Origin of the sequence: Specibacter cremeus (genome assembly GCF_003946885.1) — a bacterium.
Classification (GTDB): domain Bacteria; phylum Actinomycetota; class Actinomycetes; order Actinomycetales; family Micrococcaceae; genus Specibacter; species Specibacter cremeus.
This window is the reverse complement of the sequence record NZ_RWKQ01000012.1, coordinates 20,204-39,108: the sequence shown is the minus strand read 5'-3', so window position 1 is coordinate 39,108 and position 18,905 is coordinate 20,204. Positions and strand designations below refer to the sequence as shown.

Here is an 18,905-nt window from a genome sequence, read left to right as displayed (position 1 = left end):
GGGGGTCCCACTTTCACGACCGTGGGGATGCTGGAACGCTTCCGTCATGAACACTCCGCGCCTGATCCGGCCCGCCGATCTCCTCAGGGTCGGCAACGACCCGCGCCAGCTCGCCAAACTCAGCAACAACGGAGCCCTGGCGCGGGTGCGTCGAGGGGTCTACGTCAAGGCCGCGGAGTGGCAGGCACTGGCTCCCCGGGCCCAATACGGCTTGCGGGCGGCGGCGTTTGCGCAGTTGGCACCCGCCCGACCGGTTTTCTGCCACGCCAGCGCGGCTCTCTTGTGGGGGCTGTGGGTGGTGGGCACGCCCAAGAACCTGCACGTCATCACGAACGTGACCACGGGCGGCCGCAGTCGAAATGGCGTGACGCGGCATATCGGCTCCCTGACGGAGGGACTGGTCGGATGCGGTCCGTTCTTGCTGACCGACAAGTTGACCACCACCGTCCAGCTCATCAACACCTTGCCCTTCCCGTATGCGGTGGCCATCTGCGATTCCAGCCTGCGCAATCCCAAACGGACGGCCGGCGGCAACCGGTTCGACGCCGTGGGCCTGGAAGCCACGCCTTTCGAGGAACCCGTCTGGAACAACGTCTCTCCACAGGGACCGGCGCTGACTGTAGGGGATCTGGTGGCCGCAGCCGAGGCGCTGCCGACCAGGGCCGCCCGCGCCCGGGCACTCACTGTCATCAATTTCAGTTCGCCGTTGTCCGGATCCGCCGGGGAATCGCTGAGTCGTTCCCAATTGCATGTGCTCGGTTTCCCGGCCCCGCAGCTCCAGCGGCCATTCGTGTTGCGTGACGGCAGCTTTGCCTTCGTGGACTTCTACTTTCGGGAACAGAAAACCGTGGGGGAATTCGACGGCCGGGACAAATACCTGCGAGCTGACTGGGCGGGCGGGGTGGACACGCAACAGCGGGTGCTGGCAGAAAAGGACCGCGAGGACCAGATCCGCGCCCAAGGGGTCGGATTCGTGCGATGGACGTGGCAGGAAATGATGAACCGCAACCGGTTCGAGCAACTGCTGCGCCAGGCTGGGCTCCCCCAGAAATAGGCCGGGCGGCGAAAAATGCGCCCGCTCCCGCTTTCCGCGCCCGGCAGAGCGGTGGCAGAAAGCGGAAACGGGCGCAGGTCTCGACAAGCTCGGCCACCGAGCGGGGCTACGCCTCGGCGGGCTCCTCGTAGCGCGGGAAGATGGGCGTCGGGGCCGGGAGCACGGTCCCGGGACGCAGCGGCGTCCCGATGGCGCTGAACCGCCGGGACGCGTCGTCGTCGGAGGCGCCCTGGCCCAGCACGGTCAGCAGTTTCGCGGCCGACCCGGGCACCACCGGCTGGATGAGGATGGCCACGATCCGCAACACCTCCAGCGTCACGTACAGCACGGTTTCCATCCGGGCCGGGTCCGTCTTGCGCAGCACCCACGGCGCCTGCTCGGCGAAGTACGCGTTCGTGTCGCCCAGCACGGTCCAGATGTGCTCCAGCGCCCGGTGGAAGTCCTGCACCTCGAACGCGTCCCGCGTGGAGGGCAGCAGCGCGCCGGCCGCCTCCAGGATCGTCTTGTCCTCCACCGTGAAGTCCCCCGGTGCGGGCACCGCCGCGGAACAGTTCTTCGCCACCATGGACAGCGACCGCTGCGCCAGGTTGCCCAGGTTGTTGGCCAGGTCCGCGTTCATGCGGCCCACCACGGCGTCATGGCTGTACGAGCCGTCGGCGCCGAACGGCACCTCGCGGAGCAGGAAGAAACGCACCTGGTCCAGCCCGTACTGCGCCACCCAGTCGGCCGGGGCCACCACGTTGCCCAGCGACTTGGACATCTTCACGCCGTTGTTGTTCAGGAAGCCGTGGATCATGACGCGTTTGGGCAGTTCCAGCCCGGCGGACATCAGGAACGCGGGCCAGTACACGGCGTGGAAGCGGGAGATGTCCTTGCCGATCACGTGCACATCGGCCGGCCAGAACTTCCTGAAGCTCTCCGACTGGGTGTCCGGGTAGCCGACGCCGGTGAGGTAGTTGGTCAGCGCGTCCACCCAGACGTACATGACGTGCTTGTCGTTGCCGGGCACCGGGACGCCCCAGTCGAACGTGGTGCGGCTGATGGAGAGATCCTCCAGGCCGCCCTTGACGAAGCTGATGACCTCGTTGAAGCGCGTGCGCGGCGCGCCGAAATCCGGCCGGTCGGCGTACAGGGCCAGCAGCTTGTCCTGGTAGCTGGAGAGCCGGAAAAAGTAGCTCTCCTCCTCCGTCCAGGTCAGCTCCGTGTCGGTGGCCTTGGAGTAGCGGATGCCGTCGGCGCGCAGTTCGATCTCATCCTCGCCGTAAAACGCCTCGTCGCGCACCGAGTACCAGCCCTCGTATTTGCCGAGGTAGATGTCGCCGGCCTCCTCCATCTTCTTCCAGATGGCCTGCGACGCCGCGTAGTGGTCGGCGTCGGTCGTCCGGATGAAGCGGTCGTAGGAAATGTCCAGGACGGCGTGCGCGGACTTGTAGGCGGCCGTGTTGCGATCCACCAGCTCCTTGGGCGTGATGCCCTCCTTCGCGGCAGTGTGCGCGATCTTCATGCCATGCTCATCGGTGCCGGTCAGGAACATCACGTCAAAGCCGTCGAGCCGCTTGAACCGCGCCATGGCGTCGGTGGCGACGTACTCGTAGGCATGCCCGATGTGCGGCACACCGTTGGGGTAAGTGATGGCGGTGGTGATGTAGTAAGGCGTCTTGCCAGCAGATGATGTCACACTAAGAAATTACCCTGAACCACGTCAAAACGCCGCACCGTGAACGAATGGCGGACGACGGCGAAACCTAGGTGGGCGCGATGGGAACCAAACGCTGGGGCCACGGAATCCTGACGACCCGGGTAGCCGGCGGCGTGCTGGCCGCGGTCCTGGCCGGCGGCGTGCTGGCCGGCGGGTGCACGCCCTCGGAGCCGGCGCCGGCCCCGCCGGCCCCGACGACGGCGGTCCGGTTGACGGTGACGGCCACACTCGCCCCCGGCCTGCAACAGCCCTGGTCCATCGCAACGCTGCCGGACGGTACGGCCCTGGTCTCCGAACGGGCAACGGCCACGGTGCAGCTGATCCGGGACGGGCAGGCGACCGCCGTGGGCAAGGTGTCCGGCGTCGTGCCCGGCGGCGAGGGCGGACTGCTCGGCCTGGCCGTGGCGCCCACCTTCGCCAGGGACCACTACCTGTACGCGTATTACACCGGCGCCAACGACAACCGGGTGGTCCGGATGACCTACCGGGACGGCCGCCTGGGTCCGCAACAGGTCCTGCTGACAGGCATTGCAAAGGCCGGCAACCACGACGGCGGCCGGATCAAGTTCGGTCCGGACGGGTACCTGTACGTGGGCACCGGCGATGCCCTGCACCCGGAAAGCGCCCAGGACCGGCGGTCCCTCAACGGCAAGATCCTGCGCATCACCGCCGAGGGAAAACCGGCGCCGGGCAACCCGTTCGGCACCGCCGTCTACAGCTACGGCCACCGCAACGTCCAGGGTCTGGCCTGGGATGCGGCCGGCCGGCTCTGGGCCAGTGAGTTCGGTCCGGACGTCAATGACGAACTGAACCTGATCCAACCCGGCGGCAACTACGGCTGGCCGATCGTCACGGGAGCACCGGGGCGCCCGGGCTTGATCGACGCGTTGGTGGTCTGGCCGTCGACGGCCGATGCCTCACCGAGCGGGCTGGTCATCGTCGACGGCGTGGCGTACCTGGCCGCGCTGCGCGGCGAGCGGCTGTGGGCGGTGGCGCTGGACGGGACCAAACCGGCGCAGCCCCGGGAGTTCTTCCGCGGCCAGTTCGGCAGGCTGCGGGACGTGGTCGCCGCGCCGCAGGCAACCGGTCACGGCCGGGACCTGTGGATACTGACGAACCACGGCGGCGATGACGAGATCGTCGTCGCCGGATTGCGGTGATCGAGCCTGCCGAAATCACCGGGTCTCGACAGGCTCGACCACCGACAAGCTCGACCACCGACAGGCCCGACCACCGCGGCAAGGTCAGTCCTCCAGGTCGACCTCGCGGGTCATGGCGGCGCCGATCTCGGTGCGGATCGCATCGAGCACCGACTGCGGGACGGAGCTGTCGACGGTGAGCAGCGCCAGCGCCTGGCCGCCCTCGCTGTGGCGGGCGACCTGCATGCCGGCGATATTAACGCCGTTCTCGCCAAGCAGGCGGCCCAGCGTGCCGATGACGCCCGGGCGATCGGCATACGTGATGACCAGCAGGTGGTCGCTCATCGGGATCTCCAGGTCGTAGCCGTTGACGGCGACGATCTTCTGGATCTGCTTCGGCCCCGTCAGCGTGCCGGCGACGGAGATCTGCGCGCCGTCGGAGAGGGCGCCGCGGATGGTCAGCACGTTGCGGTAGTCGGCGGACTCGGAGGTGGTGATCAGGCGGGTGTTGATGCCGCGCTGTTCGGCCAGGACCGGGGCGTTGACGTAGGAGACCTGCTCGGAGACGACGTCCTTGAACACGCCCTTGAGCGCGGCCAGTTCCAGCGCCTTGACATCCAGCGACGCGATCTCGCCGGCCACCTCGACGTCGATCTGGGTGACCGAGTCGTGCGTGAGGGCGGTGAAGATGCGGCCGAGCTTCTCGATCAGCGGGATGCCGGGACGCACGTCCGGGGCGATGATGCCGCCGGCGACGTTGACGGCGTCCGGGACCAGCTCTCCGGCCAGCGCCAGGCGCACGGACTTGGCCACGGACACGCCGGCCTTCTCCTGCGCCTCGGCCGTGGAGGCGCCCAGGTGCGGGGTGCCGATCACGTTGTCGAGCTTGAGGAAGTCGACGTCGGTGGCCGGTTCCTTGACGTACACGTCGATGCCGGCGCCGGCGATCTGTCCCTCGACGAGCGCGGTGTGGAGCGCATCCTCGTCGATCAGGCCGCCACGAGCCACGTTGATGATGTAGGCCGTTTCCTTCATCTTGGCGAACGCGTCGGCGCCGATCATGCCGACGGTTTCCGGCGTCTTGGGCATGTGGATGGTGATGAAGTCGCTCTGCGCCAGCAGCTCGTCCAGGCTCAGCAGCTGGACGCCGAGCTGGGCGGCGCGGGCCGAGGTGACATACGGGTCGTACGCGAGGACCTCCATGCCGAACGCCTTGGCACGCTCGGTGATGAGTGCGCCGATGCGGCCCAGGCCTATGATGCCCAGCTTCTTCTCGAGCAACTCGGTGCCCGAGTACTTCGAGCGCTTCCATTCCCCGCCCTTGAGCGCCGTACTGGCGGCCGGGATGTGCCGCGCCAGGGACAGGATGTGCCCGATGGTCAGCTCCGCGGCGGAGACGATGTTCGACGTCGGCGCGTTCACGACCATGACGCCGGCCCGGGTGGCGGCCTTGATATCCACGTTGTCCAGCCCGACGCCGGCACGGGCGATGACCTTCAAGTTCTTCGCGGCGGCGATGGCCTCGGCGTCGACCTGGGTGGCGGAGCGGATCAGGATGGCGTCGACGTCGGCGATGGCCGGGAGCAGTGCTGACCTGTCGGACCCGTCGATCTGGCGGATTTCGAAATCGGGGCCCAGCGCCTCGATCGTGGCGGGCGAAAGTTCCTCGGCGAGGAGAACGACGGGCTTCGTGGCTGACACGGATTGGCACCTTACTTTGGACCGGCGGTGGATGCGTGACCGGCGCGCTGCGCCCGGTCCTGCCCAGAATATCGTCCCGGCGCGCCGATCCCGCCGCGTGGGCCGGATATTACGCCCATCGCGGTCCGGTTGTGAAGCATCTCACAAGGAAGGGGGCCATCGGCGGAATCGCCGTGTGCCGGATTTTCTGCCGTGAACCGTCGAATCGCGGCGACGGCCCGGGCCACCACGGCCGCGTCCGTCGCATCGTGCCCGTCGTCCCCGCCGCCGGGACCGCACGGTCCGGCGAACGGTGCCGCCATGCGGGCGGACAGGTGCACGGAGTCGGCGCCGGCGGCCAGCAACCGGCCGATGTCCGCGACGCCCACACCACCACCGGCCATGACCTGCAGCCGGCCGGCGGCGCGCACCGCCAGCGCCGCGATGGTGTCCACCCCGTCGATGCTCCGCAGGGCGCCGCCGGAGGTCAGCACGCGTGTGGCGCCCATCTCCGCCAGCACGCCAACGGCCGCCACCGGGTCCGGGCACACGTCGATGGCCCGGTGGAATGTCACCTCCAGGCCGCCGGCGGCCTCCACAAAGCGTTCCATGGCGCCCCGGTCGACGGCGCCGGCCGGGGTCAGCGCTCCGACCACCACCCCGCCCACCCCCGTACCACGCAGGGCCGCAATGTCCCGCACGGTGGTCTCGACCTCGCCGGCGTCATAGACGAACCCACCCTGGCGTGGCCGCACCAGCACGTGCACGAACCCGGGCGCCGCGTCGACGGCGTCCACGACCGCCGCCACGAGCCCGATCGACGGGCTCAACCCGCCGACGGACAACGCACAGCACAGCTCGACGCGGTCCGCCCCCGCGGCCAGGGCGAGGTGCGCCCCTGCCGGGTCCTGGACGGCGATCTCCAGGGTGCGCCACCGGGACGGTGCGAGCGCCACCATCGGTTACTCCCCCGCCTGCACGCGCGCCACGGCCACGGCGTCGGCGCGCAGCGCGGCCGGGATGACCACCTCGCCACCGCGGCCGACGGCGGCACCCGGCGCACCGCCGTCGTCCGCCAGCCAGTGCACGGCCGGCGCCGACGCCAACTCCGGCGGCAGCACAAACCGGCCCGCGGCCGGATCCAGGGCGTGGACGAACACGGAGCCGCCCTTGCGCGTGTAAGCCACCGGGGAGCCGCCGTTGCGGTCCGTGGCACGCCGCCACGGCCGGGTGCCGTAGATCGCCTCGCCGTGGGCGCCCAGCCAGACCCCCATGGCGGCCATGGCCGCCTCCTGCAGGTCCGGGATGCTGCCGTCGGCCCGCGGGCCCACGTTGATCAGCAGGTTGCCGTTCTTGGACACCACGTCCACAAGGAGCCGGATGAGGGCCTCCCCGGAGAGGGAATGTTCCGGCCCCTCGGCCTGGTTGTAGCCGAACGAATAGCCCAGGCCCCGGGTGGACTCCCACGGTTGGTCGACGATGTCTTCGACGTGCCGGTACTCGCGGGTGAGGAAGCCGTGGTACGGCACGCCCCAGCGGTCGTTGACCACGCCGTCGGGCACGGCCTCGAAGTAGCGGCGCAGCAGGGCGGCCACGGCGAAGTCGTCGCGGCCCTTGCCACCGTCCGGCCAGTCGATGTCATTCCACAGGATGTCCGGGGCAAACCGGTGGACGAGTTCTTCCAGCTGTGCGGCGCTGTAGCGGGCGAACCGTTCATCGTTGCGGCGGAAGCGGAACAGGTCGGTGTCGGATTCGATGGGCGGGAAATCGCTCACGTGCCAGTCCAGGGCGCCGGAGAAGTACACGCCAAAGCGGGCCCCGTGCTCCCGGGTCGCCGCACCGATCTCGCCGATCAGGTCGCGCCGGGGGCCGCGGCGGGCGGCGTTGAAGGCCGTGGTGTCCGTGTCCCACAGGCAGAAGCCCTCATGGTGCTTGGTGGTCGGGATGATGTAGCGCGCGCCGGCGCCGACAAGCTTGCCGACGAACGCCGACGCATTGAAGGCATCCGCGTCCCACAGGTCGGCCAGGTCCTCGTAACCGGTCCCCGTGCCGTATAGGTCCTGGTGGCGCCGCCACGTCGGGCTGCCGGGGATGCGCACCGTGTTGCCGTACCACTCGGCGTACTGGTGGTGGGCGTAGGCGTCCTCGGCCGGGACGCCGCCCGCCCCGTGCGCCGTGGCCCAGGCCGGCACCGAGTACAGGCCCCAGTGGATGAAGAAGCCGAGTTTCGCGTCCCGGTACCACTGGGGTACGTCCCGGGCCGGGTAGGTGGGGGCGTCGGCGCCGAGGTCGGGGCCGACGCGGGTCTCGAAGTTCAGCATGCGGGTTCCTCCACAACGGTTCCACCCTGGACTCTCGTGACGACGGCGGCCAGGTCCGGCTCGAGGCTGGTGTCCTCGAACGGGAACACCCCCGGCGCCAGCCGGTGGTGGCCCAGGCGCAGCAGGTCCTGGTCGACGCCGCCCGGGGTCAGGCCCAGTTTCCAGCCGGCCGCCAGCTCGTACAACTCCGGCTCCAAGTAGCCGATCTTCACGACCACCACGTCCATGGCGTGCGGGTCGATGCCCAGCATGGTGAAGTCGGCCAGGTGGTGGAACGGCTTGCGCCGTTCGGTGACGATGGCGTGCACGCCGCCGCTGCGCACCACGACCTGGGTGCCCGCATCCTTGTCGCCGTCGGTGATCGAGTACACGGTGCCGGACAGCGCGACGGGTCCGCTCGGGCCCGCGTCCACGATGGCGCCGACGCGCAGGTCGACCCGCGCGCCCACCCCGGCCCGCACGCAGGCGGCAACGGCCTCGGCGTCGAAGATGGACGCGTGCACCACGGTGGTGGAACCGTCGGCGAACTCTTCCCGGGCCAGCAGCCGTCCCAGCGTCCAGGACACGTCCCCGGCACCACCGGCGGTCGGGTTGTCGCCCGAGTCGGAGACGACGTACGGACGCGGCGCCCCGGCGGCCAGGGCGGCATCGAGGCTCTGGTCCAGCGGCAGGGCGTCGGCGACGAACTCGAAATCGCGGCGGGCCGCCCAGTAGGCGCGGCCCAGCCGTTCCGCGCCGGCGCGCACCGCCCGCGCGTCGTCGCCGGTGACGACGACGGCGGCCTGGCAGCGCGGTTCGTCGGCCCACGCGTATCCCACCCAGATTGCCGCGTCGAGGACGCCGGCTTCCGCCGCGACCGCGGGGACCTCGGCGTAGAGGCTGCGCGCCGGTTCAATCCGCGTGCTCGTCTTCTCCCCCGGCAACAACACCGGCACCTGCAGCCACGCCTTGTGGGGGCGCCGGGCGTCGACGTCGGCCCCGGTGGCCGCACGCAACCGCCGCAACAGGTTGTGCACGGCGCGTTCCTTCGTGTTCCAGGCGTCCTCGTGCGGGGCCATCCGGTAGCACGTGATCAGGTCCGTGGCGTCCAGCAGGTTCCGGGAGACGTTCCCGTGCAGGTCCATCGAGGTGGACACCAGCGTGTCCGGGCCCAGGGCGTCGCGCACGGCACCCGCCAGGTCTCCCTCGGCGTCGACCATCCCGACAACACTCATGGCGCCGTGGATGTCGAAGTAGAAACCGTCGAACGGGCCCTGGGCACGGATGCCGTCGAGAATCTCCGTCTTGAGGCGTTCATAGGTGGCCGCGGCGACGGCTCCGCCGGGCAGCGAGCGGGCCTGGACCAGGGGAACCCAGTCAGCCGCTTCGCGGAGTTCGGCGCCGGTGTCCAGGAAGCCGTAGTAGCCCAGCAGGTCCTCGCCGCGGCGTTCGGTGAAGGCGTCGTCGCCGCTGATGTGCGGACTGAACGTGCTGGATTCGATGGATATGCCGCCGACGCCGATGCGCGGGCTGGCGAGCCCGCCGTCGGCCACCGGCGGAAGCGGACCCGACCAAACGTTTGACGCGTCAACCGGTTCGGGGTGGTTCACGACGTGACACCTGCTTTCTTGTTGTTCTCGAGTGTGGCCGTATCAATCAGCTGCCAGGCGGCGGCGGCGGCGCCGAGCGCGGCGGAGTGGCTGCCCAGGACGCCGGCGTGCACCAGCAGCGGATAGCCGGAAACGGGCATGTTGTCCGCCAGCGTGGCGTGCAGGGCCGGCTCCAGCAGGTCCCAGGCGCCGCGCACACCACCACCGACCACCACGTCCCGCACATCGAGCAGGTTCGCGGCGGTGGACATGGCCAGCGCCAGGGCCCGGCCGGCGGCGTCAAAGGTGGCCACGGCACGGCGATCCCCCTCGCGGGCCAGCCCGGCGATGTGGGCGGCGCCCAGACGCTCGGCACTGCCGACGGCCTCGGCGAAGCGTTCGCTGATGGACCGGCCCGAGGCCAGGGTCTCCAGGTGCCCGTACTGCCCGCACGTGCACCTGATGTCCCCGTAGCCGGGCGTGTGGCCGATCTCCCCGGCCGCGCCGCGCGGTCCGGAAAAGACCATGCCGTCCCAGGCGATGGCCCCGCCAACGCCGGTGCCGAGCATGATGCCCAGGGCGTCGGTGACGCCCTGCAGCGACCCATAGGACATTTCGCCGCGCAGGAACGCGTTCACGTCGTTGTCGATGACGACGGGCAGGCCGGTGCGCTCGCCGAGATCGGCCGCCAGCGGAAAGCCCGCCCAGCCGGCGAACGAGGCCGAGGCTGCGGTGACGACGCCGGCCAGCTGGTCGATGACGCCGGCAGCGCCGACCCCGGCGGCCACGGCCCGGAACCCGCTGGTCTCCTCGAGGCGCCGGATCAGGCCGGCCGCGGCCGCGCTCATGGCGGGGCCGCCCTCACCGGCCGGGGTTGGCACCGCCGCGTGGGCCAGGATGGACCCGCCGCGGGTGGACAGGATCGCCGAGGTCTTGGTGCCGCCGATGTCGATGCCGGCCGCAATGGGGGGTGGGGTGGGATTCGATGACACGCTAGCGACCGCCCAGACCGGCCATCGAAATGCCCTTGACCAGATGTTTTTGCAGCGCGATGACCAGCACGGTGGTGGGAATCATCGAGATGATGGCCGCCGCCATCTGCAGGTCCCACCGGGTCCCGGTCAGGCCCGAGAAGGTCGCCAGGCCCACGGGCAGCGTGCCCAGCTTGTCGTAGTCGACCGTCACGATCAACGGCCACAGGTAGCTGTTCCAGAACGACATGAACGTGAACACGGCGAGCACGGCGACGGCCGGCTTCGCCAGCGGCAGGATGATCTGCAAGAAGGAGCGCAGCGGCCCGGCCCCGTCGACGCGGGCGGCCTCCTCCAGCTCGAACGGGATGCCGCGGAAGAACTGGCGCATCAGGAACGTGCCGAATGCGGTGAACGCGAACGGCAGGATCAGCGCCTGGTAGGTGTCCACCCAGCCAAGCCACTGCATGACGATGAACATCGGGATGACGGTGACCTCCTGCGGCACCATCAGTGTTGCCAGGAACAGCACGAACACGGCGTCACGACCCTTCCAGCGCAGCCGGCCGAACGCATAGCCGGCCGTGGTCGAGACGACCAGCACCACCAGGGTCCCGGCGATGGCGACGAAGAACGAGTTCAGGATGTAACGCAGGAACGGCCCGTAGGCGAAGACGTCGGCGAAGTTGCTCCACCGGATTTCGGAGCCGATGAGCCGGGGCGGCATCGAGAACATCTCCGAATTGGGCTTGAGCGCGGAGAAGAACGCATAGACCAGCGGTGCCATGAAGATCGCGGCCGCCAGGTAGATGAACACGTGCGCGACCACCAGCCGGAGACGTTCGCGGGGTGTGCGGACGGATCTGGGCGCCTTGGCCTTGCGCGGCGTGGCGCCACCCGCCGGGCGCGGCCTGGCGGGGGAATCGAGGAGCTCAGTGCTCATAGTGCACCCACTTCTTCTGCACGCCGAACTGGAGTGCCGTCAGGATGATGATGATGGCGAACAGGATCCAGGCGGCGGCCGCGGCAAGGCCCATATCCTGGAACTTGAAGCCCTGGTTGTAGATGAACTGCACCAGCGGCTGGGTGGCATTGCCGGGACCGCCGCCGGTGAGCAGCTGGGGCTGGGCGAACACCTGCAGCGAGCTGATCATGGTCATGATGCTGGCGAAGAAGATCGACGGCGACGCCAGCGGCAGCGTCACGCTCCACAACATGCGCAACCCGCGGGCGCCGTCGATCTTGGCGGCCTCGAGGACCGACTCCGGCAGCTGCTCGAGCGCGGCGGAGAAGATGAGCATGTTGTAGCCAAGGCCCTGCCACACGGACATGATGACCACCATCATCATGGCCCACTGCGGGTCGGCCAGGAAGTTCGGCAGCTCGACGCCGAACCAGGACGTGGACAGTCCGTTGAACAGCCCCTGCGGCTGCAGCATCATCTTCCAGACCAGCACGTTGGCGACCATCGGCGTGACCACGGGAATGAAGAACAGGATGCGCAGGACGGCACGGCCGCGGATGCGCGAATGCAGGCTCAATGCCAGCAGCAGCGACAGGATGACGCTCAGCGGCACGTAGAGCACGGTGAAGACCGCGGTGTTGCGCAACGCGGGCCAAAAGTCGGGGCTGCCGGTGAAAAGCTTGATGTAGTTGTCGAAGCCGACGAACTTCCTGTCGCCAAAGGTGGGCCAGTCGAAGAACGCCATCACGATGGACAGGACGACGGGAACTATGGTGAACAAGGCCAATCCGGCCAGCGCTGGGCTGACAAAGCCCAGCGCGTGGCGGGATTCGGCCCTGGCCAGCGCACCACGACGACGGTCGTGCACGGTGGTGGTCATGGGGTGTGCTCCTGGTCGTTTACTTGCCGAACTGCTGCTGGGCGCTCTGAAGCACCTTGGACATGGAGTCCTGCCCGTTGTAGACGCTCACCAGGTTCGGCTGGATGTACGTGCCGACCTTGGACCAGTTGTCGCTGACGTGCTGGCCCTCAACCTGCTTGAACGCGTCGGTGAAGACGGACTTGACCTGGGCCCGGTACTTGGCGTCGATCGACTCGAAGTACAGAGGCTGCGACTCCACACGTGCCGGATAGCTGCGGCCGGAGGAGGCGATGTAGTCCTGCGCCTTCTTGCCCAGCAGGGATCCGAGCACCTTCAGCGCGGCCTCCTTGTTGGCACAGCCCTTGGCAATGCCGAAGCCCGAGCCCAGGATCAGGCCCAGGGACCCCTTGGCGCCGGTGGGCAGCGCGGCCATGCCGGCGGTGAATCCGGCGTCGTTCTTCAGGTAGCTGACGGCGTTCCACGTGCCGTCCACGGCCATGGCCGCGTTGCCGCCCGAGTACTGGGTCTCTCCCCAGCCGGTGTCGGAGGCGCTGGCCACGGGGGCGGCGACCTTCTTCTCCGTCACCAGGGACGCGTACCAGCTTGCGGCGTCCGCGAAGGCCGGGTTGGTCAGGTCGAGGGTGCCGTCCGCCTTTGCCGGCTGCGTGCCGGACTTGGCGATCGGCAGTGCCTGCCACTGGAAGTCCCCCATGCCCATGGCGAAGCCGAACTTCCCGTTCTTGGTGGCGGCCTTGGCCGTATTCTCGAAGTCGTCGAACGACCACCCGTCCTTCGGTGTGGGCGCCCCGGCCTTCTTGAGTAGGTCGGCGTTGTAGTAGACCAGCATGGTGGCGATGTCGAACGGAACACCGTACAACTTCCCCTTGTTCTTGAGGATGTCCAGCGATCCGGGCGCGAAGTCGGATTCGGACAGCCCGGCCGTCTTCAAATCGGCCGGGGTGAGTTCGTCGAAGCCGGCGGTGTAGCTGGAGAGCATGCCGCTGTTCATGCCGGAGATGCAGGCCATGTTGCCGGAGGCCATGTTCGTGGTCATCTTGGTGAAGTAGTCGCCCCACGGGGCGGAGCGCAGCGAGATGTCCAGGCCGGGGTTCGCCTCCTTGGCGATCTTCAGCTGGGCGTTCAGGGCGGCGGTGTCGTCCGCGCTCCCGGCCCACATGTCAATGACAACGCTGTTGGACGAGGCCTTGGCTTCGTTGCCGGCGCCGCAACCGGTCAGCAGCAGCGCCGCCGTCGCGGCCACCGCGACCGCGCCCGCAAGTTTCTTCTTCATGGAATGGTTTCTCCTCACGCTTCGGGACCGGGTGTCCCCACGAATAGGTTCGATGGATCGGGTGCAGTGGCTCGTGCAGAGGTGAAGATTCCCAAGTTATTTCGATTCTCGAACTAACTTCTGATGCCGACTGCGTAAAGTAATCATGGCAGATCATCGCTCCAATACCAAGACTTTCATCCGATGTTTAGTGAACACCGCGCGAATCTTGCCAGCCTGGGGACATGTCGGCCGCCGATCCAGTCGCCAGAGCCTAGAATCGACTTACTTCGACAGCAAGGAAAAGTTCATGCCCATGCCACTACCAACCCCACCGCCGGGTCGGCAGACCCAGGCGATCATCGAGCACATCGCCCATGGCACCGCCACCTCCCGCAGCGAGTTGGCACGCGTCCTGGGCGTGGCGCCGTCGACCGTCGCGCTGCGGATCAACGAGCTCACCGAACTCGGCGTCGTCGTCGAGGACGGGACGGGCGTGTCGCGGGGCGGGCGCAAGCCGCGCGTGCTGCGGTTGCGCGAGGACGGCGGGCACATCATGGTGGCCGACCTGGGCGGGCACCACGCGCGCATCGGGCGATTCACCCTGACCGGCAGCCTGGTCGAGACGCGCAGCCTGCCCGTGCGGGTCGAGGAGGGACCCGAGCCCACCCTGCGCACCATCGCGGACGCCATGAAGGCGATGGCCGCCGCGTCCGGAGGACCGGCGGGGATCAAGGGCGTCGGGCTGGCGCTGCCGGGGCCGGTGGACGTCGCCACCGGCGATGTGAAGCTGCCATCCCGGATGCCCGACTGGCCCGGTTTCGGGGTGCGTGCCTGGCTGGAACGCGAGTTCGGCGCGGTGGCCGTCGTGGACAACGACGCGAATCTCAGCGCCCTCGGTGAGCACCACGCCCAGCTGGGTCCGGACCAGCACAGCATCACCGTCAAGGCCGGCACGGCCATCGGCAGCGGCATCATCGTTCGCGGCGAACTGTATCGCGGGGCCACGGGGGCCGCCGGGGACGTCACGCACACGCGCGTGGCCGCGGCGGGGGACGAACCGTGCAGCTGCGGGAACACCGGGTGCCTGGAAACGATCGCCAGCGGCGCCGGCCTGGTCCGCCAGCTAGCCCGCCAGGGCGTCGCGGTAGAGTCGACCGCGGACGTGCTGGATCTGGTGCACAAGGCCGACCCGATTGCCACCACGATGCTTCGCACGGCCGGAACCTATCTGGGCGAGGTGCTCTCCAGCGTGGTCAACTTCTTCAACCCGGATTGCCTGTTCCTGACCGGCGGCATGGCGTCCAGCGAATTGTTCATCGCCGCCGTGCGCAGCCGGGTCTATGAGGGGTGCCATCCTCTGGTGACCCAGAACCTGCGCATCGAGGCGGCCCGGACCGGACCCGACGCCGGGTTGCACGGCGCCGCGCGGCTCGTGCTGGACCAGATTCTCGGCCAGTCGCGTCCCGCCGGCCACTGACCGCAACCGCCAATGCCGGCCCAAATCGGGCCGAGAGATCGGACGTCTGGTGGGCACCCGCCGTCGCGCCTTGTCGTTAACGACGACGGCGCCCGCCCGGCCAGATGGCCGGACGGGCGCCGTTGCGGTGATCGAGCCTGTCGAGATCCCCGGGTCTCGACGAGCGCCCTGGTCTCGACGAGCTCGACCACCGGTTGCGGTGATCGAGCCTGTCGAGATCCCGGTCTCGACAGGCTCGACCACCGGGGATCAGCGGGCGACGGAACCTTCGGTGTAGTCGTCGCTGGTCTTGATCCAGGAGAACAGCTTGCGCAGTTCGCGGCCGGTGGCCTCGATCGGGTGGTCCTCACCCTTCTTGCGCAGCGCGGCGAACTCGGGGGCGCCGGCATCCTGGTCGTCGATGAACCGCTTGGCGAACGCGCCGTTCTGGATGTCGGCCAGCACGGCCTTCATGTTTTCCTTCACGTGGGCGTCGATGACCCGCGGGCCCGAGACGTAGTCGCCGTACTCGGCCGTGTCGGACACGCTCCAGCGCTGCTTGGCGATGCCACCTTCGACCATCAGGTCGACGATCAGCTTCAGCTCGTGCAGCACCTCGAAGTACGCGACCTCCGGCTTGTAGCCGGCCTCGGTCAGCGTCTCGAAGCCGTACTGGATCAGCTGCGACGCGCCGCCGCACAGGACGGCCTGCTCGCCGAACAGGTCCGTTTCGGTCTCCTCGGTGAACGTGGTCTCGATGACGCCGGCGCGCGTGCCGCCGATGCCCTTCGCGTAGGACAGGGCGAGTTCCTTGGCCTTGCCGGACGCGTTCTGCTCGACGGCGATCAGGTCCGGCACGCCGCGGCCGGCCTCGAACTCGCGGCGCACGATGTGGCCCGGGCCCTTCGGGGCGACCAGGGCGACGTCGACGTCGGCCGGCGGCTGGATGTAGCCGTAGCGGATGTTGAAGCCGTGGCCGAAGAACAGGGCGTCACCGGCCTGCAGGTTCGGGGCGATGTCCTCGGCGTAGACGAAGCGCTGGACCTGGTCCGGGGTCAGGACCATGATCAGGTCCGCTTCCTTCACGGCGTCGGCGACGCTGAGGACGCGCAGGCCCTCCGCCTCGGCCTTGGCGCGGGACTTGGAGCCTTCCTTCAGTCCGACGCGGACATCGACGCCGGAATCGCGCAGGCTGAGCGCGTGCGCGTGGCCCTGGCTGCCGTAGCCGATGACGGCGACCTTGCGTCCCTGGATGATGGACAGGTCGGCGTCGTCGTCATAGAACATGTCGGTCACTGTGTAACTCCTAAATATTTGTTGGGGTGCTGCAAAGATGCGAAAAGTGGTGCGCCTAGGAGGCGCGAAGTGCCCGGTCGCTCATGGAACGGGTTCCCCGTCCAATGGCCAAGGTGCCGGATTGCACGATTTCACGGACGCCGAACGGCTCCAGCACATTCAACAGTGCCGAAAGCTTGTCCGGGTGGCCGGTGGCCTCTATGGTCAACGAGTCTGTGGACACGTCAACCACCGAGGCGCGGAAGAGGTCTGCGGCTTGGGTGACCTGCAGCCTTGTCGCGGCGTCCGCACGTACCTTGACCAGGATGTGGTCCCGTTGCACGGAATTCTCACTCACCAGTTCAACGATCTTGATGACGTTGACCAGTTTATTGAGTTGCTTGGTGACCTGTTCAATCAGATCGCCCTGGGCGTCGACCACGACCGTCATCCGGGAGATCCCGGCGATTTCGGTCGGCCCGACGGCCAGCGAGTTGATGTTGAAGGCGCGGCGGGCAAAAAGGCTGGCCACACGGGTCAGCACGCCGGGCTTGTCTTCAACTAAAACGGACAGTGTGTGCCGTGTCATCCCTAGTCCTCCTCTTCCCATGCCGGGGTCAGGTTGCGGGCAACCTGGATCTGGTCGTTGCTCACTCCGGACGGGACCATCGGCCACACCATGGAGTCGGGGCTGACCACGAAGTCGATGACGACCGGGCGGTCGTTGATGGCCAGCGCCGCCTGGATGGTCGAGTCGATGTCCTCGGCCCGTTCGCAGCGGAGCCCGGCACAACCGTACGCGTCGGCCAGCTTCACGAAGTCCGGCACCCGGGCCGTGTTGTGGCCGGTGTTCAGGTCCGTGTTGGAGTAGCGGCTGTCGTAGAACAGCGTCTGCCACTGGCGGACCATGCCCAGCGAGGAGTTGTTGATGATGGCGACCTTGATCGGGATCTGGTTGATCACGCAGGTGGCCAGTTCCTGGTTGGTCATCTGGAAGCAGCCGTCGCCGTCGATCGCCCACACCACGCGGTCGGGGTTGCCGACCTTGGCCCCCATGGCCGCGGGGACCGAATACCCCATGGTGCCGGCTCCGCCGGAGTTCAGCCAGGCCTGCGGGCGTTCGTACTTGATGAACTGCGCGGCCCACATCTGGTGCTGGCCCACACCGGCCACGTACACGCCCTCGGGGCCGGTGAGCTCCCCGATGCGCGAGATGACCCGTTGCGGGGACATGAGCCCGTCCTCGGGTTCGGTCCATCCCAGCGGGTAGGTCTGGCGCAGGTTGTCCAGGAACGACCACCAGTCGCCCAGGTCCGGGGTGCCCTCGGCGTCGAACTCGGCGCGCACGGCGGCGGTCAGGTCCGGGATGATCTCCTTGACCGAGCCCACGATCGGCACGTCCGCCGTGCGGTTCTTGGAGATTTCCGCTGGGTCGATGTCGGCGTGGATCACCTTTGCATGCGGGGCGAACGTGCTCAGAATACCCGTCACACGGTCGTCGAAGCGGGCGCCGAGGGTGATGAGCAGGTCGGCCTGCTGCAGCGCGGTCACGGCGGACACCGAACCGTGCATGCCGGGCATGCCCACGTGCTGCTTGTGCGAGTCCGGGAACGCGCCGCGCGCCATCAGCGTGGTGACCACGGGGGCGCCGGTCAGCTCGGCCAGCTCCAGCAGTTCGGCCGAGGCGTGCGCCTTCACGACTCCGCCGCCCACGTACAGCACGGGCTTGGCGGCCTCGCGGATCAGCCGGGCCGCCTCACGCAACTGCTTGTTGTGGCCACGGAACACCGGGCGGTAGCCGGGCAGTTCTATCGCCGGCGGCCAGGAGAACGTCATGGTTCCCTGCTGGGCGTCCTTGGACACGTCCACCAGCACGGGGCCGGGCCGGCCGGTGGAGGCCAGGTGGAAGGCCTCGGCCAGGACGCGCGGGATGTCCTGCGCGTGGGTTACGAGGTAGGAGTGCTTCGTCACGGGCATGGTGATGCCCACGATGTCGGCCTCCTGGAACGCGTCCGTGCCGATGACGCCGCTGGACACCTGGCCGGTGATCGCCACGAGCGGCACCGAGTCCATGTGCGCGTCCATGATCGGGGTGACCAGGTTGGTCGCGCCCGGACCGGAGGTGGCGATGCACACGCCGACCTGCCCGGTGACCATGGCGTAGCCCTGCGCGGCGTGGCCGGCGCCCTGCTCGTGCCGGACCAGGATGTGGTTCAGGCTTGAGGCCATCAGCGGATCGTAGGTGGGAAGGATCGCGCCACCGGGAAGGCCGAAGACGTCAGTGACACCCAGCTCCTCCAGCGACCGGACGATGGCCTCCGAGCCGGTCATCTCGATCGGCTCGACAACGCGGTTGGGACCCACGACGGCGGTGGCCGGGTGGGCGGGTGCGGCACCGGTTCCAGCGTGGCCGGCAGGGCCCGGGGACTTGGCAGCCAGCAATGCCGGACTGGCGGGCGATCCTTTACTCATCGGTTCATCCTTAGGGGAACTCATGCTCTCAATATTTACTTGCCGTCTCGGGTACGTGCCTGGACTGGCCCGCGCCGTGCCTGGCTTGAACTTCACGCCGGTTCTGAGTTGCCGCTGGTGGTGGAAACAAAAAAACCCCTCAGCCGGTATGGCTCCTGAGAGGGGGTTGCG

At 68.4% G+C, this 18,905-nt stretch carries 15 protein-coding genes; 3 read left to right on the top strand and 12 right to left on the bottom strand.

What is annotated here, in order from left to right; genetic code table 11:
• Nucleotides 1-46: 46 nt before the first annotated feature.
• The gene (locus tag EJC77_RS06320; protein WP_125610767.1) at nt 47-1,054 is read left to right on the top strand and encodes a type IV toxin-antitoxin system AbiEi family antitoxin domain-containing protein; all 1,008 of its coding nucleotides are present in this window, start codon (nt 47-49) and stop codon (nt 1,052-1,054) included.
• Between the two features lie 106 nt (nt 1,055-1,160).
• Here EJC77_RS06320 and metG read toward each other — a convergent pair whose 3' ends face one another.
• Entirely contained in the window at nt 1,161-2,732 is a 1,572-nt protein-coding gene (metG, locus tag EJC77_RS06315; RefSeq protein ID WP_125610765.1) for a methionine--tRNA ligase, read from the bottom strand.
• Nucleotides 2,733-2,812: 80 nt separating this feature from the next.
• Here metG and EJC77_RS06310 point away from each other — a divergent pair, with 80 nt between their 5' ends.
• Nucleotides 2,813-3,913: a PQQ-dependent sugar dehydrogenase gene (locus tag EJC77_RS06310; protein ID WP_125610763.1), complete on the top strand. Its 1,101-nt coding sequence runs from the start codon at nt 2,813-2,815 to the stop codon at nt 3,911-3,913.
• 84 nt (nt 3,914-3,997) lie between these two features.
• Here the strand turns inward: EJC77_RS06310 and serA are convergent, their stop codons facing one another.
• The 8 genes from serA to EJC77_RS06270 are packed head-to-tail and all read right to left on the bottom strand — an operon-like array spanning nt 3,998 to nt 13,549.
• The gene (serA, locus tag EJC77_RS06305) at nt 3,998-5,593 is read right to left on the bottom strand and encodes a phosphoglycerate dehydrogenase (protein ID WP_125610761.1); all 1,596 of its coding nucleotides are present in this window, start codon (nt 5,591-5,593) and stop codon (nt 3,998-4,000) included.
• An 11-nt stretch (nt 5,594-5,604) separates the two neighbouring features.
• Nucleotides 5,605-6,531 (bottom strand): copper homeostasis protein CutC, encoded by a 927-nt coding sequence (locus tag EJC77_RS06300; RefSeq protein WP_125610759.1) that lies wholly within the window; start codon nt 6,529-6,531, stop codon nt 5,605-5,607.
• 3 nt (nt 6,532-6,534) lie between these two features.
• A complete protein-coding gene (locus tag EJC77_RS06295) occupies nt 6,535-7,893 on the bottom strand; it encodes an alpha-L-fucosidase (protein WP_125610757.1) in 1,359 nt (452 codons plus the stop codon).
• Nucleotides 7,887-9,425: a M81 family metallopeptidase gene (locus EJC77_RS06290; RefSeq protein ID WP_420820301.1), complete on the bottom strand. Its 1,539-nt coding sequence runs from the start codon at nt 9,423-9,425 to the stop codon at nt 7,887-7,889. Before EJC77_RS06290 ends, EJC77_RS06295 begins: the two co-directional genes overlap by 7 nt.
• 53 nt (nt 9,426-9,478) lie before the next feature.
• Complete coding sequence (locus tag EJC77_RS06285) at nt 9,479-10,453, bottom strand: ROK family protein (protein WP_240629850.1); 975 nt, start codon at nt 10,451-10,453, stop codon at nt 9,479-9,481.
• A 1-nt stretch (nt 10,454) separates the two neighbouring features.
• The gene (locus tag EJC77_RS06280; RefSeq protein WP_125610753.1) at nt 10,455-11,375 is read right to left on the bottom strand and encodes a carbohydrate ABC transporter permease; all 921 of its coding nucleotides are present in this window, start codon (nt 11,373-11,375) and stop codon (nt 10,455-10,457) included.
• Nucleotides 11,365-12,276 (bottom strand): carbohydrate ABC transporter permease, encoded by a 912-nt coding sequence (locus EJC77_RS06275; protein ID WP_125610751.1) that lies wholly within the window; start codon nt 12,274-12,276, stop codon nt 11,365-11,367. The genes EJC77_RS06280 and EJC77_RS06275 overlap by 11 nt, the downstream gene beginning before the upstream one ends.
• A gap of 19 nt (nt 12,277-12,295) precedes the next feature.
• On the bottom strand, nt 12,296-13,549 hold the full coding sequence (locus EJC77_RS06270) for an ABC transporter substrate-binding protein (protein ID WP_125610749.1): 1,254 nt from the start codon (nt 13,547-13,549) through the stop codon (nt 12,296-12,298).
• 289 nt (nt 13,550-13,838) lie between these two features.
• Between EJC77_RS06270 and EJC77_RS06265 the strand changes: the two genes are divergently transcribed.
• Complete coding sequence (locus EJC77_RS06265; protein ID WP_125610747.1) at nt 13,839-15,008, top strand: ROK family transcriptional regulator; 1,170 nt, start codon at nt 13,839-13,841, stop codon at nt 15,006-15,008.
• Nucleotides 15,009-15,257: 249 nt separating this feature from the next.
• On the opposite strand, the gene ilvC is transcribed toward EJC77_RS06265, so the two are convergent.
• The 3 genes from ilvC to EJC77_RS06250 are packed head-to-tail and all read right to left on the bottom strand — an operon-like array spanning nt 15,258 to nt 18,734.
• Nucleotides 15,258-16,283 carry a ketol-acid reductoisomerase gene (gene ilvC / locus EJC77_RS06260; RefSeq protein ID WP_125610745.1) on the bottom strand — a complete coding sequence of 342 codons (1,026 nt, stop codon included), beginning with the start codon at nt 16,281-16,283 and terminating at the stop codon, nt 15,258-15,260.
• 55 nt (nt 16,284-16,338) lie between these two features.
• A complete protein-coding gene (gene ilvN / locus EJC77_RS06255) occupies nt 16,339-16,851 on the bottom strand; it encodes an acetolactate synthase small subunit (protein ID WP_125610743.1) in 513 nt (170 codons plus the stop codon).
• Nucleotides 16,852-16,853: 2 nt separating this feature from the next.
• Entirely contained in the window at nt 16,854-18,734 is a 1,881-nt protein-coding gene (locus EJC77_RS06250) for an acetolactate synthase large subunit (RefSeq protein WP_125610741.1), read from the bottom strand.
• Nucleotides 18,735-18,905 lie beyond the last annotated feature (171 nt).

What these genes read in the sequence shown, in the direction of transcription:
- EJC77_RS06320 (WP_125610767.1), top strand. Translation starts at nt 47, where the DNA reads ATGAACACTCCGCGCCTGATCCGGCCCGCCGATCTCCTCAGGGTCGGC.
- EJC77_RS06310 (WP_125610763.1), top strand. Translation starts at nt 2,813, where the DNA reads ATGGGAACCAAACGCTGGGGCCACGGAATCCTGACGACCCGGGTAGCC.
- EJC77_RS06300 (WP_125610759.1), bottom strand. Translation starts at nt 6,531, where the DNA reads ATGGTGGCGCTCGCACCGTCCCGGTGGCGCACCCTGGAGATCGCCGTC.
- EJC77_RS06295 (WP_125610757.1), bottom strand. Translation starts at nt 7,893, where the DNA reads ATGCTGAACTTCGAGACCCGCGTCGGCCCCGACCTCGGCGCCGACGCC.
- EJC77_RS06280 (WP_125610753.1), bottom strand. Translation starts at nt 11,375, where the DNA reads ATGAGCACTGAGCTCCTCGATTCCCCCGCCAGGCCGCGCCCGGCGGGT.
- EJC77_RS06275 (WP_125610751.1), bottom strand. Translation starts at nt 12,276, where the DNA reads ATGACCACCACCGTGCACGACCGTCGTCGTGGTGCGCTGGCCAGGGCC.
- EJC77_RS06270 (WP_125610749.1), bottom strand. Translation starts at nt 13,549, where the DNA reads ATGAAGAAGAAACTTGCGGGCGCGGTCGCGGTGGCCGCGACGGCGGCG.
- EJC77_RS06265 (WP_125610747.1), top strand. Translation starts at nt 13,839, where the DNA reads ATGCCCATGCCACTACCAACCCCACCGCCGGGTCGGCAGACCCAGGCG.
- ilvN (WP_125610743.1), bottom strand. Translation starts at nt 16,851, where the DNA reads ATGACACGGCACACACTGTCCGTTTTAGTTGAAGACAAGCCCGGCGTG.
- EJC77_RS06250 (WP_125610741.1), bottom strand. Translation starts at nt 18,734, where the DNA reads ATGAGTAAAGGATCGCCCGCCAGTCCGGCATTGCTGGCTGCCAAGTCC.